Genomic DNA, 25,147 nt, shown 5'->3' with positions numbered 1-25,147 from the left:
GGGTGCGTTCATCCTAAAGCTTCCCTTCGCTGGCATTATCCAGATCAGGTTCGGAGGGTATTTCTCACCCGCGCTTGCACTGTGTTTCCACAGCGAAAGGCAGGACCCCTAGCGTTTGCCGCCTTGCGGCAGCGAGCCAATTATACGCGGTTCGCGCCGCGTGGCCAGATGATTTCTTGCAGGTGTCGTCTTTGCGCATCTGCTGCAATGCAGCAGATGGCGTCACGATTATTTCTTCTTGCCCCAGCGCCAGGCGGTCGGTTCGCCCTTCAGCTGGCAGATGAAAATGAGCACGGCGACGATGGCCACTTCATACACGATGTAGCCGACGAGCATGGTTTGCGGCGGGAACAGGAAGGCGCCGCAGGCGAACAGCGCCAGCGCGGCCAGGAACACCAGCCAGCCCTGCCAGGTGATGGGCAAGCCCCAGCCCCAGCCATAGGTCTTGGCGGGGAACCAGTATTGCGGTGGTGATTTGTCAGTCATGATTTTTCCTGGTCAATATCAATAACACCAAGTATAAATCACGCTCCCCGCAAGCGCTCCGTGACATCGAGGCCGATGCCGCGGTAGCCGATGAAGCGGCTGCCATTGTCGAACATCGGTTCGCCGCTGACCTGCAGGTACTGCGTGCTGCCGTCGAGGTTGGCGCGGCTGTAGATGAAGTCGAGAAACGGTTCGCGCGCGGCAATTTTTGCGTCGAGCAAGGCGCGCTCGGCGGCATTCCAGCGCTGCGGCTCTTCCTCGCTGCCGATGCCCAGCATCTCGGCCACGGGGCCGGAAAAGCGCGTCAAATTGCCCTGCGCATCCTGTTCCCAGTACCAGTCGGACGACAGTTCCGTGAAACGCTGAAAGCGCGCTTCGCTTTCGCGCAGCTCCGCCGTGCGGTCTTCCACCATCTGTTCCAGCGACTTGTTGTATTCGGCCAGCTTCTGGTACAGCAAGCGCACTTCCAGCATGTTGTGGATGCGCGTCTTGACTTCCACCAGGTCGAAGGGCTTGCTGACGAAATCCTTGGCGCCCGCTTGCAGGGCGCGCAGCTTGTGGCCGGGCTGGGCCGTGATCACCAGCACGGGCAGGTAGCTGCCCGCCTCGAGGTCGCGCAAGCCTTCCATGACTTCGAAGCCATCCATTTCCGGCATCTGCAAGTCGAGCAGGATCAGGTCGTAGCGGTGCTGCTGATGCAGCGCACGCACGGCTTGCGGGTCCATGGTGGACGTGATGCGCGTGTAGCCGGCATTGCGCAGCACCTGTTCGAGCAGCATGACGTTGGCCTCCTGGTCATCGACGATGAGGATGCTGGCGTTCAGGATCTCGGTGGCTTGAAGCATGGCGGTATTCCTAAAATTGATTGCTGAATTAGCGTATTGCGTGAGTGTCGTCGGCCAGGCCGTGCGCGGCTGCATGGTGCAGGGCTACATCGAGCGCATCCATGAATTCGACCACCTTGATCGGCTTGGTGAGATAGCGGAAGAAGCCCGCTTGCAAGCCTTTCTCGATGTCGCGCGGCACGGCATTGGCCGACAAGGCCATGACGGGGATGTGGCTGGTGAGGGGATCATCATGCAGGATATGCAGCGCGCCATAGCCGCTGATGCCGGGCAGGTTGATATCCATCAAGATCACGTCGGGCTGGTAGGTGCGCGCCAGGTCGATGCCCAGATGCGCATCGATGGCCGTCAGCAGTTTCAAGTCGCTGCGGCGGGCGATCAATTGCTCGACCAGCGCCAGGTTGGCGGGATTGTCTTCCACGTACAGCAAAGTGCGCTGGCTTTCCTGCGGTTCCTGCACCTGCGGCAGCGCATCGCCGTCGCCCAGCACCAGTTCCGGTGCGCTGCTGGCGGCCAGCTCGAACCAGAACGTGGTGCCCACGCCGACGGTGCTGTCGACGCCGATGGTGCCGCCCATCAATTCGACCAGTTGCTTGGTGACGACCAGGCCGATGCCCGTGCCCTCTTCCGTGCTGTTTTCCTGTCCCAGGCGATTAAACGGCTGGAACAGCTGCGCCACCTGGGCCGCGTCGAGGCCGGCGCCGCTGTCGCGCACGCTCACGCGCACGCGCTCGCCATGCCGGCTGCATTCGACGGTGACGGCGCCGCCGCCCTGGTTGTACTTGATGGCGTTCGACAGCAGGTTGATCATCACCTGTTTCACGCGCGTGCGGTCCGCATGCACATAGAACGCCTTGCCGCAGCGGGGGAAATGCATGCGGATGCCGCGCTTTTCCGCCTGCGGCGCGATCATGGCCTGGCAATCCTGCAGCACGTCGAGCAGCGACATCGCTTCCTGGGACAGGGTGACCTTGCCCGATTCGATCATGGCCAGGTCGAGAATTTCATTAATCAAGCGCAACAGGTACCAGCCGCCCTTGAGGATTTGCTCGATCGAACGCTGCTGCGGCGGGCTGGGCGGCGGCACGTCGGACGCCATGAGCTGGGCAAAGCCCAGCACGGCATTCAAGGGCGTGCGCAATTCATGGCTCATGCTCGACAGGAATTCGGACTTGGCGCGGTTGGCCTTTTCCGCCACCAGTCGCGCCTTTTTCAACTCGGCATTATTGGTCTCGACCAGCGAGCGCGTGTACGCCTGCTGTTCGCGCAGGCGCTGGTCCAGCAGCGCCTGTTCCGCCTCGACCTGCTTGCGCACCGTGTTGTCGGTGCCGATCAGCAGATAGCCGATGACCTTGCTCTGCGCGTCGCGCAAGGCCGTCACGGAGACGATGGCGGGGAAGCGGCTGCCATCCTTGCGGATGTGGGTCAGCTCATAGATGTCTTCGATGCCGCGCGTGGCCTTGAACACGAGCGCTTCCACGCCCGGCGTGATGACGGTGTCGAGCTCGGCGCTGAGGGCGGCGGCGCGGGTGACGATTTCTTGCGCGTCGGAAATACCGGCCGGCGTCAGTTTGTCGACCACGTCGCTGGCTGCGTAGCCGAGCATGCGTTCGGCGCCCACGTTGAAGATCTGGATCACGCCCTGCGCATCGGTGGCGATGCACGAGAAATTGGCGCTGTTGAAAATCGCATCCTGCAAGGCGCCCGCCTTGAGCAGCTGGCGCGGCAGGCTGGCCGACACCGTGCGCCGGTACAGCGCCACCAGCATCAGCAACAGCAGGCATACCAGGGCCTCGATCAGGATCGCCGCATCAAAAGGCGGCGCGCGCCAGGCCAGCACGCCGATGACCACCAATACGATGGCGCTGAACGAGAATGCCAATGTCATGGGCCAGCGCGAAGGGGCGCGAGTAGGGTGATTTTCAACTGAGTACATAGGTAGCCTGGGCTAGGACAATAATAAAAGAGAGGGAAATGCGGCGTTTAGCGGCCTTGGCGCTGGCGCACGTCCGACAGCAGGCGCGTGAATTCCTTCTTCACGACGCCATAGCATTCGCACACATGGCCTTCGAGGCCGGCGCGGTCCAGCACGGAGATATGGCCACGCCGGTAGCTGATGAAGCCGCACGTCTGCAATCGCCCCGCCGCTTCCGTGACGCCTTCGCGGCGCACGCCCAGCATGTTGGCGATGAGTTCCTGCGTCATGGTCAGCTCGCGGTTCGGCAGGCGGTCCATGGTCAGCAGCAGCCAGCGGCACAGCTGCTGCTCCACCGTATGGTGGCGGTTGCACACGGCCGTTTGCGACATTTGCGTGATCAGCGCTTGCGTATAACGCAGCAGCAAACGCATGACGGGGCCGGCGCGGTCGAACTCTTCCATCAGCAGGTGGGCCTTGAGCCGGTAGCCGACGCCGCCTGTCTGCACGACGGCGCGGCTCGGTGTCGAGTTGCCGCCCATGAACAGCGACACGCCCACGATGCCCTCGTTGCCGACGCCGGCGATCTCGGACGAGCCGCCGTTTTCCAGCAGGTAATGGATGGAAACGATGGCCGTGGTGGGGAAGTATACATACTGCAGCTTGTCGCCCGAGTCGTAGATCACATCGCCCAGCAGCATGGAGACTTGCTCCAGATGGGGAGCCAGGCGCGCGAAATCGGCGTCGAGCATGGCGGCGAGTAAATGGTTTTGATTCGGGTTGTGCAGCTGGGCATGCGGACTCGACATGGGCAGTTTTCCTGGTTTCCAGTCGTCAGCTAGGGAGAGAAGTGAAAGACGTCCGAACGAGGGGCGCCATATGCAGCAGCGTAACACAGCGCCTGCACAGTGGCCCGACTATATTTCTTGCAAGCATGCTTGTCCGTTCGCCAGCGAACGGACCCCGCGGCGCCTGCCGCCCTACAGTCAGTCACTGCCAGAGCTGCCGGATCATGGATCGGCGCCGGCGCTGCTACCGGACGCCATCATGCAATCATTCTTCAAACGTATCTCCATTTCCGTCTCCATCTCGGCCCTGATCACCCTGACGGTCGGGCTGTGCCTGACGGCCCTGTGCTACGCCTCGGCACGCCAGATCGAGTCGGAAAGCAGCAAGCTGTTGCTGCAGTACTACGCCAGCGGGCATACGCTGGGCGCGGCCCTGCTGCCGGCCAAAGGCATGGCGCCCGATGCCAACCATCGCGGTTCGCTGTATGTGCTGCTGGGCGGACTGCTGTCGAGCCTGCTGGCAACGGCCTATGTATACCAGCTGGTGTCGCGCAATTTCGTGATTGCCCGCATCACGGGCGAACGCACGGCGGCGCTGCAGTTTGCCAATTTGCGCCTGTCCGAAGACATCGCGGCGCGCATGCGCAATGAAAAGTCGCTGCGTTTGCGCGAACGCATCATCGAAGTGTCGGCCAACGCCATCATCCTGTGCAGCGCCGACGCACCCGGCTACCTGATCGAATACGTCAATCCCGCCTTCGAGCGCATCACCGGCTATGCGGCCGGCGAAGTCATCGGCCAGCGCCTGGAAGACTTGCAGGGTCCGGAGCAGGGGCGGCAAGACATGCATCAGATTACGGCCGCACTGCGCGAACAGCGCGAAGGCAAGGCCATCGTGCGCAATTTCCGCAAGGATGGCAGCACTTATTGGAGCGAGCTGTTCGTCGCGCCCGTGCGCGACGATGGCGATGGCGCCGTCAGCCACTTTGTCGTGGCGCAATACGACATCAGCACCGTCATGCGCTTCGAGCAGGAACTGGAATTCCAGGCCCGGCACGATATCCTGACGGGGCTGGCCAACCGCGCCCTGCTGCGCGAACGGCTGGAACAGGCGATGGCCGTGACGCGGCGCAGCGGCCAGCCCCTGTGGGTGGTGTTCATCGATCTCGACCGCTTTAAATTCGTCAACGACACCCTGGGCCACGATGCGGGCGACCTGGTGCTGAAAAACGTGGCCGAGCGCCTGCGCGACGCCACGCGTGAAGTCGACACGGTGGCACGCCTGGGCGGCGACGAATTCGTGCTGCTGTTGCCACAGCATGGCGCTGGCGAACCGGGCGCCGCCATCCTGCAGCGCATCCAGGACGCCGTGGCGCAGCCGCTGCAACTGGGCGAATATGAATTTTTTCTCAGCTGCTGCATGGGCGTGGCCGTGTATCCCGACGATGGCCAGAATGCCGACACCTTGATCAAGCACGCCGACATCGCCATGTACCGCGCCAAGGAACAGGGACGGGGCCACTGGCAATTCTATGCCTCGGGCATGAATTCAGGCACCCTGGAACAACTGGGACTCGAGAGCGAATTGCGCCACGCCCTGGAACGCGGGCAGTTTCACCTCGAATACCAGCCCCAGCTGGATCTGGCCAGCGGCGCGGTGGTGGGCATGGAAGCGCTGCTGCGCTGGCAACATCCGCAACTGGGGCGTATTCCACCTGCCAGCTTCATCGGCCTTGCCGAGGAAATGGGCTTGATCACGCCCATCGGCGACTGGGTCCTGCGCACGGCGTGCGCCCAGACACGCGCCTGGCAGCTGGCAGGCCATGGTCCGCTGCGCCTGGCCGTGAACCTGTCGGCACGACAATTCAAGCAAAGAAATCTGCTGCACGCTGTGGCACAGGCGCTGGCCGAGACAGGTCTCGACGCCGCCCATCTGGAACTGGAATTAACGGAAAGCATGGTCATGCATAACGTGGAGCAAGCCACCGCCATCATGGCCAACCTGAAGGCGCTGGGCGTGCAACTGTCCATCGACGACTTCGGCACCGGCTATTCCAGCCTGGCCTACCTGCGCCACTTCCCCATCGATGTATTAAAGATCGACAAAACCTTCGTCAGCGACATCACGCACAGCGACGACGATGCGGCCATCGTGCGCGCCATTATTTCGCTGGCGCACAGTCTGCGCCTGAAAGTGATCGCCGAAGGCGTGGAAACGGCGCAGCAGCTGGCCTTCCTGCGCCAGCATGGCTGCGACCAGATGCAGGGCTATCTGTTCAGCCGCCCCCTGGCCGCGCCCGCCTTCGAAGCATTATTACGCCAAGGCAGCATGTTGCCGGCCCTGGCGATGGGTTGACCAGGCGTTAAAACGCGTGGCGCAAGCCGACGTTGAAGGCGCGGTTGCCCGTGCCCACTTCCGTGGCATTGCCCACCATGTAGGCGGCGTCGTTGCGGTTGCGGATATGCGCGTAGGCAAGATACACCTTGCTGCGCTTGGACAAGGCGTACGTGGCGCCGATGGCCAGCTGCTGCGCATCGCGGTTGGCGCTGTCGCGGTCATCCTTGCGCACATACGAGGCCAGCAAAGTCGTCGCGCCCAGCGGCACGGAGACGCCAACGATGGCGTCGCGGCTGTCGTTCGACGCGGTGGGCGCCTGCGCCGCGCCATATGGGTTTTCCGCGAAGAACATGGTGCTGCCCTCGCCCGTGTTGCGGCCATAGCCGGCAAACGCCGTGGCCACGCCGAAGTTGTAGTTACCGGCCAGAATCGTGTTGTTCGCGTCGGCCTTACCCGGCTCGCCCGCACGGCTCTGGCGCGCCAGGCGCAAGGTCAACGGACCGTTGACATAGCCGAGGGCCAGACCCAGCGAGCGCTGGTCCGCCGCCACACCCGTGTGTTCGCCGGCGCCATACATGACGGTGCCCGTCACGCCGCGCCATTCCGGCGAGGTGTAGCGCACGGTATTGTCGATGCGCGTGGCCGAATAGCCGGCCAGGTTGGTCGCCGCGCCGGCATAGCCGCCTTCGAACGGGTCGGCCACGTCGGTCAACGCCTGGCTTTGCAGGTTGTACTGGCGGCCCACGGTCAGCATGCCCAGCGGGCTGTCGAGGCCGACAAACGCCTGGCGGCCGAACAATTGCCCCGCCTGGTCCGAGCGGCCCGTATCGCCCTGCACGCCCGCTTCCAGGGTGAACACGGCTTGCCAGCCATTGCCCAGCGACTCCGTGCCGCGCAGGCCCAGGCGCGAGCCGGCCGATATGCCACTGGTGAGCTTGCTGATGCCGCCTTCCTGTACCAGGCCCGCGTCCATCAGACCATAGACATCAACGGACGACTGGGCTTGGGCGGCAGGCAAGGCGCCCAGAGTGGTGGCAAGACCGGCAACGATGGCGATTTTTTTCATGATGATTTCCTTGTAAAAGCGCAACCAGGAAAGCGGCGGCCACGGCAAGGCCGCAGGCGGCAAGGCGCCAAGCGGGGTATGCCGTATCAAAAGACGACGCGCCGGACAACAGATCCTGGCTAAGCTGTGGCGGCAGCGGCGTGCAATGGACGTGCCGCTTTGATTCCGCCGTGAATGGTGCACCGCTGGCGGTGCGCGTGGCTCAGGCGCCCGGCCCGAAGGGGACGCGCTGAAGGTGGCTGGCATCGCAGATGCGCTGGCCGTGAGACGCGGACGAGTGCTGGATATGAAACTTTAATGCAACCGCGTCTGCTGGCGCCGTCCGCAAGGATGGGGCAGGAGGCGCCGAGGCCGGCATTATAACATCGGCAGCGCGCTTATCTCCGTTCTGTTGCGGCCAAACGGCCCGCAAAGCCGCCAAAACACTGAAAAAGGCCGCTTGCCACGCTGCAGGCGTTGCCGCGTCATCTATAATGGTTCCTTTTGCCAATCACACGCCAAATCATGGAATTAGCCAAGTCTTTCGAGCCCGCCGACATTGAACAATTCTGGCGCACCGAGTGGGAACAGCGCGGTTACTTTACCGCCACCCTCGATGCCGGAAAACCTTCCTTCAGCATCCAGTTGCCGCCGCCGAACGTCACCGGCACCTTGCACATGGGCCATGCGTTCAACCAGACCATCATGGATGGCCTGACCCGCTACCACCGCATGCTGGGCCACAACACGGCCTGGATTCCCGGCACCGACCACGCGGGCATCGCCACGCAAATCGTCGTGCAACGCCAGCTGGACGCGCAAAAGATTTCGCGCCATGACCTGGGCCGCGAGAAATTCGTGGAAAAAGTGTGGGAATGGAAAGAAAAATCCGGTTCCATCATCACCGGGCAGATGCGCCGCCTGGGCGCCTCGGCCGACTGGCAGCGCGAATACTTCACGATGGATGAACCGCGCTCGAAAGTCGTCACCGACGTCTTCGTGCGCCTGTTCGAGCAAGGCCTGATCTACCGCGGCAAGCGCCTCGTCAACTGGGACCCCGTGCTCGGCACGGCCGTGTCCGACCTGGAAGTGGTGTCGGAAGAAGAAGACGGCTCCATGTGGTACATCAAATACCCGCTGGCCGACGGCAGCGGTTTCCTGACGGTAGCCACCACGCGTCCTGAAACCATGCTGGGCGACGTGGCCGTGGCCGTCGATCCGACGGACGAGCGCTACACGGCGCTGGTGGGCAAGATGCTCAAACTGCCGCTGACGGACCGCGAAATCCCCATCATCGCCGACGAATACGTCGACAAGGAATTCGGCACCGGTTGCGTCAAGATCACCCCGGCGCACGATATGAACGATTACGCCGTCGGCCAACGCCACAAACTGGCGCAGATCGTCATCCTGACCCTGGACGCGAAGATCACCGACGACGCGCCGGAAGCGTATCGCGGCATGGACCGCTTCGCCGCGCGCAAGCAGATCGTCGCCGACCTCGACGCGCAAGGCTTGCTGGAACAGGTCAAGCCGCATAAATTGATGGTGCCGCGCGGCGACCGCACGGGCGTCGTCATCGAGCCGATGCTGACGGACCAGTGGTTCGTCGCCATGAGCAAACCGGCGCCGGAAGGCACCTTCTTCCCAGGCAAGTCGATCGCCGAGACGGCGCTGGACAAGGTCGCCAACGGCGAAATCAAGTTCGTGCCGGAAAACTGGAGCACCACCTACAACCAGTGGCTCAACAACATCCAGGACTGGTGCATCTCGCGCCAGCTGTGGTGGGGCCATCAAATTCCGGCCTGGTACGACGACAAGGGCAATATCTTCGTTGCCAAGACAGAAGCGGAAGCCATCGCCAAGGCGCAGGCCGCCGGCAGCACGGGCCCATTGAAACGCGACGACGACGTGCTCGACACGTGGTTCTCGTCGGCTCTCGTGCCGTTCTCGACGATGGGTTGGCCTGAAGAAACTCCGGACATGAAGGCTTTCCTGCCCTCGTCCGTGCTGGTGACGGGTTTCGACATCATCTTCTTCTGGGTCGCGCGCATGGTCATGATGACGGCGCACTTCACGGGCAAGGTGCCGTTTGAAACCGTCTACGTGCACGGCCTGGTACGCGACTCGACGGGCCAAAAAATGTCCAAGTCGAAGGGCAACACCCTGGACCCGATCGACCTGATCGACGGCATCGACCTGGAAGGCTTGATCGTCAAGCGCACCACGGGCCTGATGAACCCGCGCGACGCGGAAAAGATCACCAAGGCGACGCGCAAGGAATTCCCGGAAGGCATTTCCGCCTACGGCACGGATGCCGTGCGCTTCACCATGGCCAGCTATGCCTCGCTGGGCCGCAACATCAACTTCGACCTGGGCCGCTGCGAAGGCTACCGCAACTTCTGCAACAAGATGTGGAACGCCACCCGTTTCGTCATGATGAATACGGAAGGCAAGGATTGCACCCCGAACGACGCCGACCTGTCGCAAGCGGACAAGTGGATCATCTCGCTGCTGCAAAAAGCGGAACTGGACGTGGCCAAGGGCTTTGAAGACTTCCGTTTCGACAATATCGCCGCCACCATCTACAAATTCGTCTGGGACGAGTATTGCGACTGGTACCTGGAAGTAGCCAAGGTGCAAGTGCAGCAGGGCACGGAAGGCCAGCAGCGCGCCACCCGCCACACCCTGCTGCGCGTGCTGGAAGTGGTGCTGCGCCTGGCCCATCCGATCATCCCGTTTGTCACGGAAGCCCTGTGGCAGACGGTGGCGCCGCTGGCCGGCAAGACCCTGAAAGCTGAGGGTGATTCGATCATGATGCAGCCGTATCCGATCGCCAACACCGACAAGATCGATGAGTCGGCCGAAGCGTGGATGCAGCAGCTGAAGGCCTTGACGGACGCGACGCGCAACCTGCGCGGCGAAATGCAGATCTCGCCATCCGTGCGCGTGCCGCTGATCGTCGAAGCGGGCAATGCGGCGGAAAAAGCTGCGCTGGCGTCGTACGCACCGTACATCCAGTCGCTGGGCAAGCTGGCTGAAGTGCAGATCGTCGATGCGCTGCCGGACTCGCCGGCCGCCGTCGCCATCGTCGGCACCACCAAGCTGATGCTGAAAGTGGAAATCGACGTGGCGGCCGAACGCGAGCGCCTGGGCAAGGAAATCGCCCGCATCGAAGCGGAAATTGCCAAAGTAAACAGCAAATTAGGCAATGAAAGCTTCGTCGCGCGCGCCCCGGCCGCCATCGTTGCGCAAGAAAACGAGCGTTTGCTCAGTTTTTCGGCGACAATTGAAAAACTGCGCGAACAGTTTGCTAAACTAGCCAGCGCATAAGGCAGGTTTGGAAGGATTGCGCGGCGTTATCCGTGACGCCGCGCAGCACCGCTGGTCTTGCCTTGGTATATAAACTGTTCGTGACCCGATCAAAAAAAACCATTGGAGACTAGCGATGCATAAAGTATTCACAGCAAGCATTCAAGCAAGCGTACTGGTGGCCGCCCTGGCCATCGCCGGCAGCGCCATCGCGCGCGATGACAACCACACCCCTGTCGGCACCTGGAAAACCATCGACGATGCCAGCGGCAAGCCGAAATCCCTCGTCGTCATCACGGAAAGCAACGGCGTCTTGCAAGGCAAGATCGACAAGCTGTTCCGCGCCCCGAATGAAGAGCAAAATCCGAAGTGCGACAAGTGCACGGGCGCCAACAAGGACCAGCCCATCGTCGGCCTGGTGATCCTGTCCGGCCTGAAATATGACGGCAAGGAATGGACGGGCGGCGAAATCATGGACCCGGCCAATGGCAAGACCTACAAGAGCAAGGCCGAACTGATTGAAGGCGGCACCAAGCTGCAAGTGCGCGGCTATGTCGGCGTGCCGATGTTTGGCCGCTCGCAGACGTGGGTACGCGAAGACTAAGCAGCACACGTATGCCCTGTCGAAGCCGGCCGCTGCGCCGGCTTTTTTGTGTCTGTATTCCGCACACGGCCGTTGTTTTCCAGGCCGAATCGCTCGCGTTTGCGCCATTTTCCTGCCAAAGGCAGGCTATGCGCGCCACCGAACATACTTGAAGTTTCCTAAATGAAATAGTGCATGCCTGTGACGCCATCGCCTGTAGCGAAAAGCGGCATGGCTCTGCCGGATGACCTCATCCGCGGATGCCCGGCAATGATTGCCATGCACAAAGGAACTATATGAACCTCTTCAAGCGATATCTGAATCCGCTGCTCGTCTCGGCAGGTTTGCTGGCCATGGCCGCCCTTGCCGGTTGCGGCGGCGGCGACCAGGGACGCGATCCCATCCTCGGCTTGCCGGGCGCCACCTTGTCCAGCCTGGCCGTCACGCCAGCCACGGCCACGGTCACCATCGGTGCGGGCCAGCAATTCACGGCCATCGCCACGTATAGCGACGGCTCGTCGCAAGACGTCAGCGCCAAGGCGGCCTGGGCGTCGGCCACACCGGCCAGCGCGACAGTCAATGCCGCCACAGGCTTGAGCACCGGCATCGCTGCCGGCAACAGCAACATCAGTGCCGCGTTTGGCGGCAAGAGCGCAGCGGCCCAGTTGACCGTCACGCCAGCGACCTTGCTGGCTATCGCCGTCACGCCGCAAAGCCCCATCGTGCCCGTCGCCGCGACGCGCCAGCTGGCCGTCATTGCCACCTACTCGGACAACAGCACGGCTGACGTCACGGCCAGCAGCAGCTTCCTTGCCGTCACGCCCGCTTTCGCCACCGTCGCCAGCGGCGGCCTCGTCACCGGCGTTGCCTTTGGCACCAGCGTCATGAACGCCAGCTTCAACGGCAAGACGGCCAGCACCACCATCACCGTGCCGGCCACCAGCATCGTCAGCATTGCCGTCACGCCGGCCACCGCCAGCATCGCTGTCGGCGCCACGCAGCAATTCATTGCCACCGCCACTTATTCCGACAGCTCGAACGCCATCGTCACCAACAGCGCCGCCTGGACCTCGGGCACCGTTGCCAATGCCACGGTACTGAACACGGGCATCGCCACCGGTGTTGCCACCGGCACCAGCAGCATCACCGCCACGGCCGGCGGCCAGTCGGGCAGCGCGCTGCTGACCGTCACCGCTGTCGCCATCCCGCCCGTCCTGAACCCGATCTTCCTGGGCCGCGCGGCACCTTTCGGCGTGCTGGCAGGTACCTCGATCACGAACAATTCGGGCGGCACCACGCTGATCACGGGCGACGTCGGCTCACCTTCGCAAACGGTCGATCCGACCCAGGCGGCAGGCTTTACCAACTACAAGTCGGGCGCCATCCTGGCCGGCGCCATGACGGATTTGCAAGCGGCAATCACGGATGGCAACAGCCGTACGTGCGACGTCAGCTTTGCCGGCGGCATCGACCTCGGCGGCCAAACCTTCGGTCCCGGCGTGTATTGCTATGCGGGCGCCATCAGCATCACGGGCACCCTGACCCTGAACGGTCCTGGCGTGTACATCTTCCGCACGGCCCTGACCTTGAACTCGACCGTCAACTCGGTGGTTGCCCTGAACAATGGCGCCACGGCCGACAACGTCAGCTGGCTGCCCGTCGGCCCGACCACCCTGGCCGCCAACAGCATCTTCAAGGGCAATATCCTGGGCCAGTCGGCCGCCATCACGGTGGGCGACAATACGACCCTGCTCAATGGCCGCGTGCTGACGGCCGCCGCCGTTACCCTGCGCAACAATCAGATCACCAAATAATCGGGACATGACCATGACTATCGCACACACACTGGGCGCCCTGAGCGTAATGGCCGGCGCCTTGCTGGCGGCCCAATCGGCGCAGGCGCAGGACAACACCTTCATCAACCCGGACTGGGCCAACAGCGCCTGGTACATCGGCGCGGGCGCGGGCCAGTCGCGCGCCACCATTGACGAGCCGCGCCTGCGCGCCAGCCTGGCCGCCAACGGCGAAACCGTCACCGGTTTCAGCAAGGACCAGCGCGACACCGGCTATAAACTGTTTGTCGGCCGCCAACTGAACCAATATTTCGCCCTGGAAGCCGGTTACTTTGACCTGGGCAAGTTCGATTTCAAGTCGACCACCAGCGGCAACGGCGTACTGAACGGACAAGCGGTTTTTCGCGGCGTGAACCTGGACTTGCTGGGCCAGCTGCCGCTGTCGCAGCGCCTGTCGTTGCTGGGCCGTGTCGGCATGCATTACACGAAGGCCAACACGGAGTTCAGCGGCAACCGCCTGCTGGGTTCGACCAATACCCATGCCAGCGAGCGCAAGCTCAACGCCAAGCTGGGCCTGGGCCTCGAATACAAGTTCAGCGAAGCGCTGGCCCTGCGTGGCGAAGTCGAGCGTTATCGCCTGAACGACGCCGTCGGCAACCGCGGCGATGCGGACCTGTATTCCGTCAGCCTCGTGTATAAACTGGGCCGTCCGGCCAGCGCCACGCCCGCCTACCAGCCGGCGCCCGAAGTCGCCCCCGTCGTCGCCATGCCGGCACCGGTGATCGAGGCCAAGCCGGCGCCAGCCCCCGTGTCGGAAAAAGTGTCGTTTGCTTCCGAAGCGCTGTTTGATTTCGATCAATCGACGCTCAAGCCGCAAGGCAAGGCGGCACTGGACCAGCTGCTCGGTCAACTGACGGGCATGGACCTGGAAGTCATCGTCACAGTCGGCCATACGGATGCCGTCGGTCCGGATGCCTACAACCAGAAGCTCTCCTTGCGCCGCGCCGAAGCCGTCAAGGCTTATCTGGTGGCGCAGGGTGTCGAGACGAGCCGCGTCTACACGGAAGGCAAGGGAGAAACCCAGCCCGTGGCCGACAACACGAGTGCCGCCGGCCGCGCCAAGAACCGCCGCGTGACGGTGGAAGTCGTGGGCACGCGCAAAGTCATGCGTTAAGTTTTACGCGCACAAAAAACCGGCTTGCGCCGGTTTTTTTTCGTCCACAGTTTTTTCGTCCACAGCTTATTGCGCTGGTGCCGGCTTGCGGTGATGCTTGCTCAGATGCCGGTCCAGGCTGTTGGCAAACTGCTGCCGGTCCGACTGGCTGAAGGCGGCCGGGCCGCCCGTGTCGACGCCGCCGCTGCGCAATTCTTCCATGAAGGCGCGCATCGTCAATTGCTGGGCGATATTGTCTTTCGTATAAAGCTCGCCGCGCGGGTTCAGCGCGAAACCGCCCTTGGCCAGCACGTCGGCCGCCAGCGGGATGTCGCCCGTGATGACGAGGTCGCCGGGATTGAGCAGCCGCACGATTTCCTGGTCGGCCACGTCGGCGCCGGACGGCACTTGCACGGTGCGGATGAAACGCGAGGGCGGCACGCGCAAGCCCTGGTTGGCGACCAGAGTAAGCGGCAATTCCAGCCGGTCGGCGACTCTGTACAAAATCTCCTTGATGACCACGGGACAGGCATCGGCGTCGATCCAGATCTGCATGCCGGGCATGGCCTGCTGGCTGCCTTCCGCCATCACAGTTCCCACGCTTCGCCGCCCGGGCCCATGCGCGGCGCGCTGACGCCGAAGTGCAGGTAGGCGGCCGGCGTGGCGACACGGCCACGCGGCGTGCGCTGCAAGAAACCTTGCTGTATCAGGTACGGTTCCAGCACGTCTTCGATGGTATCGGCCGCTTCGCCGATGGCGGCGGCCAGATTGCCGATGCCGACGGGGCCGCCGCCGAACTTGAACAGCACGGCTTCGAGCAGCTTGCGGTCCATCACGTCGAAGCCGGCGGAATCGACGTCGAGCATGGCCAGCGCGCGGTCGGCCACCACCTTGGTGATCTCGCCATTGCTTTTGACCTCGGCGAAATCGCGCACGCGGCGCAGCAGGCGGTTGGCGATGCGCGGCGTGCCGCGCGCGCGCTGGGCAATCTCATGCGCGCCTTCCGGGTCGATCGGCGCTTTCAGCAGGGCCGCGCTGCGCGTGACGATCTTCGTCAGCTCACCCGTGTTGTAGAACTCCAGCCGGGCGACGATGCCGAAGCGGTCGCGCAGCGGATTGGTCAGCATGCCGGCGCGCGTGGTGGCGCCCACTAATGTAAACGGCTGCAGATCGAGCTTGACGGAGCGGGCGGCCGGGCCTTCGCCGATCATGATATCGATTTGATAATCCTCAAGGGCCGGATATAAAATCTCTTCGACGACGGGGGACAGGCGGTGGATTTCATCGATGAACAGGACGTCGTTCGCTTCCAGGTTCGTCAGGATTGCCGCCAGGTCGCCCGGGCGCTCGAGCACGGGGCCGGAGGTCTGGCGCAGATTGACGCCCATTTCGCGCGCGATGATGTGCGCCAGGGTCGTCTTGCCCAAGCCAGGCGGGCCGAACAGCAAGGTATGGTCGAGCGCTTCCTTGCGCTGGCGCGCGGCCGTAATAAAAATTTCCAGCTGGTCGCGGATCTTTTCCTGTCCCACGTACTCGTCGAGCTGCTTCGGGCGCAAGGCCCGTTCGATCGCCTCTTCGTTGTGCGAGATGGGCGCCGCGTCGATGATGCGCTGTTCCGTGAAGCTGTCGGTCTGGATGCTCATGCCCTATCAGCCTTTCGACAGCGCTTTCAGCGCCAGTTTGATGCCGTCCGACACGCCGCTGCCGGCCGGCACGTTTTTCACGGCGGCCAGCGCTTCCTTGTCGGAATAGCCGAGCGCGACCAGCGCATTGAGGATGTCCGATTGGGCATCGGGCGCCGCGTGCGCGCCGCCGGCGCCGATATCGGCCCCCAGCTTGCCCTTCAATTCCAGCAGCAGCCGTTCGGCCGTCTTCTTGCCGATGCCAGGCACTTTCACCAGGCGGCCGGAATCCTGCAAGGTAATGGCTTGGGCCAGGTCGGCAATCGTCATGCCCGAGAGAATCGACAAGGCCATGCGCGCGCCCACGCCCGTGATCTTGATCAACTGGCGGAACACGGCCCGCTCGGCCGCATTGCCGAAGCCAAACAGCAGGTGCGCATCTTCGCGGATGGCCTGGTGCGTGAACAGTACGACTTTTTCGCCCACGTGGGGCAGGTTGTAAAAGGTGCTCATCGGCACGTCGACTTCATAGCCGACGCCCTGGCAATCGACCAGCAATTGTGGCGGATTTTTTTCAAGCAAAATACCGGAGAGACGGCCTATCATCGCGTGTTCCTAATGTTAAATTTCAGATTGATGCTTTATCCAACGAGGCGGCCGCGCTTCATGCGCAAGCCCTGCAATTGCGGCGCCAGCGCGCCGAGCATGGCCAGCGCATCGATGCTGTTGGCGTGGCAAATGGCCACGCCCAGCGCATCGGCCGCATCCGTACCGGGCAAGCCGGGCAGCGACAGCAGCCGGGAAACCATGTCCTGCACCTGCTCCTTGGCCGCCTTGCCGTGGCCCGTGACGGCCTGTTTCACTTGCAGGGCCGTGTATTCGGCCACCGACAGGTCGGCGTGGACCAGCGCGCAAATGGCCGCGCCCCGTGCCTGGCCCAGCAGCAAGGTCGATTGGGGGTTGACGTTGACAAACACTTTTTCGATGGCCGCGCAATCGGGCTGGTAGGTGCCGACGATTTCGCTCACGCCCCGCAGGATGATCTTCAGGCGCGGCGGCAATTCCCCTTCGGAACCCGTCTTGACGGTGCCCGACGCGATATAGCGCAGCTTGTTGCCGTGTTTTTCAATGACCCCAAAGCCGGTCGTGCGCAGGCCAGGATCGATGCCAAGAATAATCATCGCCAGATTCTATAATGAATACGGCAGGCACCGGTGAATAACCGGTGCCTGCCGCTGAGTACCTTATCGAGAGCTGTAGGTCGGATTAGCGGTACGCGTAATCCGACATGCGTCGCCAACTGCGCTTGTCGGATTACGCGCGGCCTTCGGCCCCGCTAATCCGACCTACTCTCTTCACTATCAATGACGGAAGTGACGCGTTCCGGTATACAACATGACGACGCCGCGCTCGTCCGCCGCATCGATCACTTCCTGGTCGCGCATGGAGCCGCCCGGGTGGATCACGCAGGTCGCGCCCGCGTCGACGACAACGTCGAGGCCGTCGCGGAACGGGAAGAAGGCGTCCGACGCCACCACGGAACCGGTCAGCGACAGGCCCGCGTTTTGCGCCTTGATGGAAGCGATGCGGGCCGAGTCGATACGGCTCATCTGGCCTGCGCCCACGCCCAGGGTCATGTTATTGCCGCAGAAAACGATGGCGTTCGACTTGACGAATTTCGCCACTTTCCAGGCGAACATCAGGTCGGCCAGTTGCTGCGGCGTCGGCTGCAGCTTGCTCACCACGCGCAAGTCGCCGATGCCGACGTTTTTCGCGTCCGGCGATTGCACCAGCAAGCCGCCACCGACGCGCTTGAAGTCCATGGCGTGCACGCCGCTGCCCAGCGGAATTTCCAGCATGCGCACGTTTTGCTTGCTCGACAGAATTTGTTTCGCTTCGGCGGAGAACGACGGGGCGATCAGCACTTCCACGAACAGCTTGGCGATTTCGCCGGCGGTGGCGCCGTCGAGTTCCGTGTTGAAGGCGATGATGCCGCCGAATGCCGAGGTCGGGTCCGTCTGCAGGGCGCGCGCGTACGCTTCCGCTGCGTTCTTGCCCAAGGCCACGCCGCACGGGTTCGCATGCTTGACGATGACGCAGGCGGCGCTTTGCTCGAAGCCGCCCATGCTCTTCACGCATTCCCAGGCCGCATCGGCATCGGCGATGTTGTTGTACGACAATTCCTTGCCCTGCAACTGGCGGTAGTTGGCCAGCGCGCCATCGGTGGCGACGAGGTCACGGTAGAAGGCGGCGCTCTGGTGCGGGTTCTCGCCGTAGCGCATGTCTTGCACTTTCTCAAATGCAACGTTCAGGATTTGCGGATAGGCGCCGCGCTCGGCGTGCACCTTCGTCGGGCCCAGGCTCGTCAGGTAGTTGGTGATGGCGCCGTCGTATTGCGCCGTGTGCGCAAAGACTTTTTTCGCCAGCATGAACTTGGTGTCATAGCTGACGTCGCCGGCCTGGCCGTCGGCCGAGCGCATTTCCGCCAGCACCGCGTCGTAGTCGGTCGGGTCGCAGATGACGACCACATCCTTGTGGTTCTTGGCCGCCGAACGCAGCATGGTCGGGCCGCCGATATCGATGTTTTCGATCGCGTCTTCCAGCGTGCAATCGGCCTTGGCGACCGTGCCCTGGAACGGGTACAGGTTGACCACCACCATGTCGATGGTCGGCATGTCGTGCTCGACCAGTTTCGACATGTGCTCAGGGAAATCGCGGCGCGCCAGGATACCGCCGTGCACTTTCGGGTGCAGGGTCTTCACACGGCCATCGAGCATCTCCGGGAAACCCGTGTAATCGGCAACTTCCGTGACAGGAACACCGTTGTCTGCCAGCAATTTGGCGGTGCCGCCGGTGGACAGGAGGTTGACTCCGAGGGCGGACAGGGCGCGGGCGAAGTCGAGAACGCCGGTCTTGTCGGAAACGGAGAGGAGAGCTTGTTTGATCATGGCTGTGGCTAGGTGGTTAAGTGTTCTTGGCGAATGGCGCAGCAATCAGCTATCAGGCCGGGCCCGCTGCGGCGGATTCAAATCTTGGCGTCACTTGCATGCCGGCATTACAGCAAACCGTGCTCCTGCAATTTCTTGCGCAGGGTATTGCGGTTGATGCCCAGCATCTGCGCGGCGTGCGACTGGTTGCCATCGGCGCGTGTCATCACGACTTCCAGGATGGGCTTTTCCACGGTCAGCACGACCATGTCGTAGATATTCGATGCTTGCTGTTCGCCCAGGTCATTGAAGTAATCTTCTAGACTTTTCTGTACGACTTCCTGAATGCTTTCTTTGCTCATTTTTATGCTTCAACCGGCTGAACACCTGGCCATCCGGCGCCGCGCCGCTCATGCGGTCCGCGTGCTGCCCTCTTGCCTCGATGTTGTAATTAATATTGCATGACGCTCTGTATAGGCGTTCGCCCTTGTACTGCTGCTAACTGATTTACCCTGCTTGTTGCTATCTGCTCATGCTGCCGTGGCCGCAGGTTTGATCGTATCGATCAGGCCACTTTCACTGGATTCGGCGAGGCGATATTGTAACCGTTCGCCAAATTTCCATTGCGACTCAAAAAATTGATCGACGGCCAGCAACTGCGCATCCGTCGACTCCAGCAAGTTCATTTCCTGGCGGAACGCTTCGCCGCCTTCCAGATCCTTGACATACCAGCCGATGTGCTTGCGCGCCGTGCGCACGCCGAGAAACTCGCCATAAAACGCATAATGGGCGCGCAAATGCTCGTCCATCAAGGTCCGCACTTCATCCACATACGGCGCCGGCAACAAGGTGCCGGTGCGCAGGAAATGGTCGATCTCGCGGCAAATCCACGGCCGGCCCTGCGCCGCGCGGCCGATCATGACGGCATCGGCGCCCGTTTGATCCAGCACAAAACGGGCCTTTTCCGGACTGGTAATGTCGCCGTTGGCCACCACGGGAATGCCCACCGATGCTTTCACGGCGGCAATCGTTTCATATTCGGCATCGCCCTTGTAGCCATCGGCACGCGTACGGCCGTGCAGGGTCAGCATCTGGATGCCCGCTTGCTCGGCGATGCGGGCGATGGTCAGGGCATTCTTGTTGGAACGGTTCCAGCCCGTGCGAAACTTCAGGGTGACCGGCACGTCGACGGCGTTGACGACGGCGTGCAGGATCTTTTCGACCAGGCTTTCATCTTGCAGCAGGGCCGAACCGCACCAGCTGTTGCACACCTTTTTGACGGGGCACCCCATGTTGATGTCGATGATCTGCGCGCCCCTGTCCACGTTGAACCTGGCGCAGTCGGCCAGGTCTTGCGGATCGGCGCCGGCGATCTGCACGGCTTTCGGCTCCATTTCGCCGTCGTGATCCGTGCGGCGCGCGCTTTTTTCCGTTGCCCACAGGCGCGGATTCGACGCCGCCATCTCCGACACGGCATAGCCGGCACCCAGCTGCTTGCACAACTGGCGGAAAGGCCGATCCGTCACGCCCGCCATGGGAGCGACGAAAACATTGTTGCGCAGAATGTGAGGGCCGATTTGCACTGAAGAACCTGGAATGGACGGAGGAACCTGCTATTTTAACCGATTCCCTGCCTATTTAATAAGCACTATTTTTTTGGATCAGTGCGTCAGAGTGAGGATGGCGCCGCTTAGGGCACTCTTACCCCAGCTCGTCCATCGCGGGCGCGCTCAGGTGCTCGATATTTCCCCAGTGCACTAAATGCAGCTTGCCGTCCGCATACGAGAAGCGGTTGACGCTGGCATTTTTGACCTGGAAGTCGCGCGGACTGTCGAGCGTCATGCCGACCGCCTCGCGGTAAGCGCACTCGAGCACGCCGCCGTGCGCCACGATGGCGATCGTCTGGCCGTCATAGCGTTCGGCCCAGCGGGCGATGGCGCCATTCGCGCGTGCGTAAAACTGGCGGAAGCTCTCCGCGTCGCGCTCGCCCGACGGCATCACGGCGTCGATCTGGCGCGATTGCCATTGCGCATACTCGTGCGGATAGCGCGCGGCGATATCCGCATACAGCAAGCCTTCGAAAGCGCCATAGCAGCGCTCGCGCAGCAAGGGGTCGGTCTGCACGGGCAAATCTTTCAACTGAGCAACGGCTTGCGCCGTCTGCTGCGCGCGCTGCAGATCGCTGGCGATGATGGCGGCCAGTGCTTCGTCGGCCAGCGCCTGCCCCAGCGCGGCCGCTTGCGCCAGGCCCGCCTCGTTCAGGGCGATGTCGATATGGCCCTGCAGGCGGCGGCCCGCATTCCAGGCCGTTTCGCCATGGCGTATCAATAAAATCGTGGTGCTCATGCGTTATTTCTTCAGGGTAAGTGCCAACTCGGGATTGAGCGAGTAGGCGACGACGAGCTGGACTTCGTCGAGGATGTGGCCGTAGAGCGCGGCATGGGCTTGCTGCCCCGTAAAACGCTCGGGCAGCTCCAGGCGCGGCACGTCGAGCGCATACAGGCGGAAAATATAGTGGTGGATGCGCTCGTCATTCCACGGCGGGCACGGGCCATCATAGCCGTAATAATCGCCGGCCATGGCGGCATCGCCGGCAAACCAGCCCGTGTAGTCGTTGATGCCCTGGCGCAGTCCAGTACCTGCAGCCTTGCCGCGCGGCGTGATGCCGCTGGAAAATTCGCCGGCGGCAATAGAACGCATGGCGGGCGGCACGTCGAGCAAACTCCAGTGATAAAAGTCGCCGCGCAGCGCCGTCAGCGGCAGGGACTGGTCGTCGCGGTTGGCCAGGCGGGCGTCTTGCGGCGCATCGGGATCGATGCAGAACAGGGCCAGCGACTCGGTGCCGTTGGGCACCTCGTCCCAGGCCAGATGGGGATTGCGGTTGCCGGCGAGGCGCACGCGGCTGGCCGGATCGATCTCGGCAAAGGCATAGTCGGCCGGCATCAGGCCGCCATCACGAAACGTCTCGCTCCACAATTTCATCGCTTGCTCCTCTTTATAGTTATTGTTTGACGCTTATTTAGCGTTCACCTGCAGCCAGAATGTGACGGGGCCGTCATTGGTGAGCGACACCTGCATGTCGGCACCGAACTGCCCCGTTTGCACGGTCGCATGGCGGCCGCGCGCCTGGTCCACGAAATGCGTGAACAGGCGCAAGCCGTCCTGCGGCGCGGCCGCCGGCGTAAACGACGGGCGCGTGCCGGACTTGGTATCGGCCGCCAGGGTGAACTGCGGCACCAGCAGCAAGCCGCCGGCCACGTCCGTCACGCTGCGGTTCATCTTGCCCGCTTCGTCGGCAAACACGCGATAGCCGAGCAGTTTGGTCAGCAGGGCGTCCGCTTCCTTTTCCGTATCGCCCCGCTCCGCGCACACGAGCACCATCAGGCCGGCGTCGATGGCGCCGACGGTGGCGCCGCCGACGTCGACTTTCGCCTGCGTGACTCTCTGCAGCAGCGCGATCATGCCGTCAAGGTGACGCGCGCGAAACTGCGCTTGCCAACTTGCAACACGAATTCGCCGGCCGCCACTTGCAGGCCCTTGTCGCTGATGACGGTGCCGTCGATACGCACGCCGCCCTGGTCGATCTTGCGCATGGCTTCCGATGTCGACGGGCACAGGCCCGCCTGTTTCAGCAATTGCGGGATGCCCAGCGGGGCGCCGGCCAGGGTTACTGCCGGGATATCGTCGGGAATGCCGCCCTTCGAGCGGTTGACGAAGTCGGCCAGCGCATCTTCGGCCGCCTGCTGCGAGTGGAAACGGGCGACGATTTCTTGCGCCAGCGCAACCTTGGCGTCGCGCGGATTGCGCCCTTCCTCGACTTCGCGCTTCAGCTGGGCCAGTTCGGCGATCGAGCGCCACGACAGCAGCTCGTAGTAGCGCCACATCATGACGTCGGAAATACTCATCAGCTTGGCGAACATGGTGTTGCCCGGTTCCGTGATGCCGATGTAGTTATTCTTCGACTTGGACATTTTTTCCACGCCATCCAAACCTTCCAGCAGCGGCATGGTCAAAATACACTGCTGCTCCTGTCCGTACTGCTTTTGCAGTTCGCGGCCCACCAGCAGGTTGAACTTCTGGTCCGTGCCGCCCAGTTCCAGGTCCGATTTCAGGGCCACCGAGTCGTAGCCTTGCATCAGCGGGTACAGGAATTCATGCACGGAAATCGGAATGCCGCCCTGGAAGCGCTTGGTGAAGTCGTCGCGCTCGATCATGCGCGCCACCGTGTAGTGGGAAGCGAGCTGGATGATGCCGCGCGCGCCCAGCGGATCGCACCACTCGGAGTTATAACGGATTTCCGTCTTGCTGGCATCCAACACTAAAGATGCTTGCGCGAAATACGTCATCGCGTTAATCTCGATCTGTTCCTTGGTCAGCGGCGGGCGCGTGACGTTGCGGCCCGAAGGGTCGCCGATCATGGAAGTAAAATCGCCGATGAGGAAAATGACTTGATGGCCGAGGTTTTGCAGCTGGCGCATCTTGTTCAGCACGACAGTGTGGCCCAGATGCAAGTCGGGTGCAGTCGGGTCCAGGCCCAGTTTGATGCGCAGTGGAACACCAGTTTTCTCGGAGCGCGCTAATTTTTGCGCAAATTCGCTTTCGATCAAGAGTTCGTCGACGCCACGCTTGGTAATCGCGAGGGCTTCTTGTACTCTGTCCGACAGTGGAAGCGCGGTCTGAGCGGCGTTAGCCTTTGTAGGCGATGCGGTGGTGTTGATTTCCATAAAATTTGACTATAAATCTCAAAATGGTGGTAGGTTTGCGGAGTTTGCTATAATGCTCGATCCCATCAATCTTGCCGTATGAAAACGAACCAAAATAACAATAACAAAGAGCACTAGTTCAGGTCACGTTCAAGGGCAAATTTTAACTGATTGCATGAACCCTATACATAAAATCACAGGCTCACGCTTGTACACACAGCTGACGACGACACGCAAGGCGCGCATTATTGGCGCATCCGCGGTGCTGCTCGCCGTGGCCGCCTTCGGCGCGGTCGCTGTGTCGCCCATGGCGCCCGACGCATCGGACTTGCCGGTCACGTCCATCGCCCAGAACCTGGAAATGCCTGATCTCGCCTCGCAAATTTCCGCGATGGAACAGGTAGACCAGAATTTCACCCACGAAGAAAAAGTCCGCGCTGGCGATACCCTCGCCACCCTGCTGACCCGTCTCGGCGTGGATGATCCGGCGGCCGCCAATTTCATCAAAACCGACAAGATCGCGCGCGGCGTGATGTTGCTGAAATCGGGCAAGCGCGTGCAAGCGCAAACGACCGAAAACGGCGACCTCAACTGGATGCGCGCCACCCTCGTCGACGGCACCGACAAATCGGTCAAGAACATCCTGATTACCCGCAAGGGCGACAAGTTCGTGGCCACGGAAGTGGCAGCCCAGCTGGAACGCCGCGTTGAAATGCACGCGCGCAAGATTACTTCCACCCTGTTCGCCGCCACCGACTCCAGCCTGGACGGTACCCGCCTGCCAGACTCGATTTCCGCGCAAATCGTGGAAATGTTCTCGACCAATATCGACTTCCGCTCCGACCTGAAACGCGGCGACTCGTTTAATGTTGTCTACGAAACATTCTGGCAAGATGGCGAATTTGTCCGAGCGGGCCGCATCCTGGCCGGTGAATTCACCAACCGCGGCACGACTTACCAGTCCGTTTGGTTCGAAGACCCAGCCAGCAAGCAAGGCGGCGGTTACTACAGCTTCGACGGCAAGTCCCTCAAAAAAGCCTTCCTGAAATCCCCCCTCGAATTTTCCCGCATCTCGTCCGGCTTCTCCATGCGCGTGCACCCGATTTCCGGCAACTGGAAAGCGCACAAGGGCATCGATTTCGCCGCAGCAACGGGCACGCCCATCCGCGCTTCCGGTGATGGCGTGGTCGATTCCGTCGGCAGCCAGAACGGCTATGGCAATGTTGTTGTCCTGAAACACTGGGCCAACTACAGCACCGCCTACGCCCACATGAGCCGCTTCGCTTCGGGCCTGAAAAAAGGTCAAAAAGTCAGCCAGGGCGATGTGATCGGCTACGTCGGCACCACCGGCTGGTCCACGGGCGCCCATTTGCACTATGAATTCCGCGTCGGCGGCGTGGCACAAGATCCAAGCAAGCTGAACGTACAAGCCCAGGCGCCATTGACGGCTGCCGAGCTGAGCCGCTTCCGCATGGTCTCCGCCGACATGATGCACCGCTTCACCCTGCTGCGTCCGAACGACACGGCACTGGCGTCGCGTTAAACGACATTGCAACACTGCCTTCGGGCAACCCATAAAGGCACCGCCCATGCAGATGGCCGGTGCCTTTGTTTTTTCCCGCGTGCGCACGGCACAA

22 protein-coding genes and 1 riboswitch are annotated in these 25,147 nt (G+C 62.2%); of the genes, 6 read left to right on the top strand and 16 right to left on the bottom strand.

Annotated features, from left to right (window positions below):
- Positions 1-4 precede the first annotated feature (4 nt).
- Positions 5-120, bottom strand: a riboswitch (TPP riboswitch).
- A 108-nt stretch (positions 121-228) separates the two neighbouring features.
- The 4 genes from JAB8_RS13600 to JAB8_RS13585 all read right to left on the bottom strand — a co-directional run bounded on the left by JAB8_RS13600 (position 229) and on the right by JAB8_RS13585 (position 4,055).
- Positions 229-486, bottom strand: coding sequence for a hypothetical protein (locus JAB8_RS13600; protein ID WP_070290027.1), 258 nt, complete (start codon positions 484-486; stop codon positions 229-231).
- 38 nt (positions 487-524) lie between these two features.
- The gene (locus JAB8_RS13595; protein ID WP_070222683.1) at positions 525-1,331 is read right to left on the bottom strand and encodes a response regulator; all 807 of its coding nucleotides are present in this window, start codon (positions 1,329-1,331) and stop codon (positions 525-527) included.
- 28 nt (positions 1,332-1,359) lie between these two features.
- The gene (locus JAB8_RS13590) at positions 1,360-3,099 is read right to left on the bottom strand and encodes an ATP-binding protein (protein ID WP_070222854.1); all 1,740 of its coding nucleotides are present in this window, start codon (positions 3,097-3,099) and stop codon (positions 1,360-1,362) included.
- A 215-nt stretch (positions 3,100-3,314) separates the two neighbouring features.
- On the bottom strand, positions 3,315-4,055 hold the full coding sequence (locus tag JAB8_RS13585; protein ID WP_070290025.1) for a Crp/Fnr family transcriptional regulator: 741 nt from the start codon (positions 4,053-4,055) through the stop codon (positions 3,315-3,317).
- Positions 4,056-4,293: 238 nt separating this feature from the next.
- Here JAB8_RS13585 and JAB8_RS13580 point away from each other — a divergent pair, with 238 nt between their 5' ends.
- Positions 4,294-6,390, top strand: coding sequence for an EAL domain-containing protein (locus JAB8_RS13580; protein WP_070290023.1), 2,097 nt, complete (start codon positions 4,294-4,296; stop codon positions 6,388-6,390).
- Between the two features lie 7 nt (positions 6,391-6,397).
- Here the strand turns inward: JAB8_RS13580 and JAB8_RS13575 are convergent, their stop codons facing one another.
- Complete coding sequence (locus JAB8_RS13575; protein ID WP_070290247.1) at positions 6,398-7,438, bottom strand: porin; 1,041 nt, start codon at positions 7,436-7,438, stop codon at positions 6,398-6,400.
- Between the two features lie 504 nt (positions 7,439-7,942).
- Between JAB8_RS13575 and JAB8_RS13570 the strand changes: the two genes are divergently transcribed.
- The 4 genes from JAB8_RS13570 (at position 7,943) to JAB8_RS13555 (ending at position 14,279) form a co-directional block, all read left to right on the top strand.
- Complete coding sequence (locus tag JAB8_RS13570) at positions 7,943-10,750, top strand: valine--tRNA ligase (RefSeq protein WP_070290021.1); 2,808 nt, start codon at positions 7,943-7,945, stop codon at positions 10,748-10,750.
- 115 nt (positions 10,751-10,865) lie between these two features.
- Positions 10,866-11,333, top strand: coding sequence for a DUF2147 domain-containing protein (locus JAB8_RS13565; protein ID WP_070222691.1), 468 nt, complete (start codon positions 10,866-10,868; stop codon positions 11,331-11,333).
- A 275-nt stretch (positions 11,334-11,608) separates the two neighbouring features.
- Entirely contained in the window at positions 11,609-13,126 is a 1,518-nt protein-coding gene (locus JAB8_RS30160; protein WP_070290019.1) for an ice-binding family protein, read from the top strand.
- 13 nt (positions 13,127-13,139) lie between these two features.
- Positions 13,140-14,279, top strand: a complete 1,140-nt coding sequence (locus JAB8_RS13555) for an OmpA family protein (protein WP_070290246.1) — start codon at positions 13,140-13,142, stop codon at positions 14,277-14,279.
- Positions 14,280-14,345: 66 nt separating this feature from the next.
- On the opposite strand, the gene JAB8_RS13550 is transcribed toward JAB8_RS13555, so the two are convergent.
- The 11 genes from JAB8_RS13550 to tyrS form a co-directional block, all read right to left on the bottom strand.
- Positions 14,346-14,813 carry a YaiI/YqxD family protein gene (locus JAB8_RS13550; RefSeq protein ID WP_070290244.1) on the bottom strand — a complete coding sequence of 156 codons (468 nt, stop codon included), beginning with the start codon at positions 14,811-14,813 and terminating at the stop codon, positions 14,346-14,348.
- A gap of 32 nt (positions 14,814-14,845) precedes the next feature.
- Positions 14,846-15,901, bottom strand: a complete 1,056-nt coding sequence (gene ruvB / locus JAB8_RS13545; protein WP_034749202.1) for a Holliday junction branch migration DNA helicase RuvB — start codon at positions 15,899-15,901, stop codon at positions 14,846-14,848.
- 6 nt (positions 15,902-15,907) lie between these two features.
- A complete protein-coding gene (ruvA, locus tag JAB8_RS13540; RefSeq protein ID WP_070222695.1) occupies positions 15,908-16,486 on the bottom strand; it encodes a Holliday junction branch migration protein RuvA in 579 nt (192 codons plus the stop codon).
- Between the two features lie 35 nt (positions 16,487-16,521).
- Positions 16,522-17,061 carry a crossover junction endodeoxyribonuclease RuvC gene (gene ruvC / locus JAB8_RS13535; RefSeq protein ID WP_070290017.1) on the bottom strand — a complete coding sequence of 180 codons (540 nt, stop codon included), beginning with the start codon at positions 17,059-17,061 and terminating at the stop codon, positions 16,522-16,524.
- Between the two features lie 180 nt (positions 17,062-17,241).
- Positions 17,242-18,828 carry a bifunctional phosphoribosylaminoimidazolecarboxamide formyltransferase/IMP cyclohydrolase gene (gene purH / locus JAB8_RS13530; protein ID WP_070290015.1) on the bottom strand — a complete coding sequence of 529 codons (1,587 nt, stop codon included), beginning with the start codon at positions 18,826-18,828 and terminating at the stop codon, positions 17,242-17,244.
- Positions 18,829-18,935: 107 nt separating this feature from the next.
- On the bottom strand, positions 18,936-19,169 hold the full coding sequence (locus JAB8_RS13525; RefSeq protein ID WP_008445162.1) for a helix-turn-helix domain-containing protein: 234 nt from the start codon (positions 19,167-19,169) through the stop codon (positions 18,936-18,938).
- A 168-nt stretch (positions 19,170-19,337) separates the two neighbouring features.
- The gene (gene dusB / locus JAB8_RS13520; RefSeq protein ID WP_071653823.1) at positions 19,338-20,390 is read right to left on the bottom strand and encodes a tRNA dihydrouridine synthase DusB; all 1,053 of its coding nucleotides are present in this window, start codon (positions 20,388-20,390) and stop codon (positions 19,338-19,340) included.
- Positions 20,391-20,508: 118 nt separating this feature from the next.
- Positions 20,509-21,153, bottom strand: a complete 645-nt coding sequence (locus JAB8_RS13515) for a histidine phosphatase family protein (RefSeq protein WP_070222701.1) — start codon at positions 21,151-21,153, stop codon at positions 20,509-20,511.
- Positions 21,154-21,156: 3 nt separating this feature from the next.
- Positions 21,157-21,789, bottom strand: coding sequence for a YbhB/YbcL family Raf kinase inhibitor-like protein (locus JAB8_RS13510; protein WP_070290006.1), 633 nt, complete (start codon positions 21,787-21,789; stop codon positions 21,157-21,159).
- A gap of 33 nt (positions 21,790-21,822) precedes the next feature.
- Positions 21,823-22,269, bottom strand: a complete 447-nt coding sequence (gene dtd, locus JAB8_RS13505; protein ID WP_070290004.1) for a D-aminoacyl-tRNA deacylase — start codon at positions 22,267-22,269, stop codon at positions 21,823-21,825.
- Positions 22,266-23,531: a tyrosine--tRNA ligase gene (tyrS, locus tag JAB8_RS13500; protein WP_070290002.1), complete on the bottom strand. Its 1,266-nt coding sequence runs from the start codon at positions 23,529-23,531 to the stop codon at positions 22,266-22,268. Before tyrS ends, dtd begins: the two co-directional genes overlap by 4 nt.
- Before the next feature lie 154 nt (positions 23,532-23,685).
- Here tyrS and JAB8_RS13495 point away from each other — a divergent pair, with 154 nt between their 5' ends.
- On the top strand, positions 23,686-25,053 hold the full coding sequence (locus tag JAB8_RS13495) for a M23 family metallopeptidase (RefSeq protein ID WP_070289999.1): 1,368 nt from the start codon (positions 23,686-23,688) through the stop codon (positions 25,051-25,053).
- Positions 25,054-25,147 lie beyond the last annotated feature (94 nt).

It is taken from the genome of Janthinobacterium sp. HH106 (assembly GCF_001758725.1).
Classification (GTDB): Bacteria; Pseudomonadota; Gammaproteobacteria; order Burkholderiales; family Burkholderiaceae_D; genus Janthinobacterium.
This window is presented reverse-complemented; position numbering and strand designations above follow the sequence as displayed.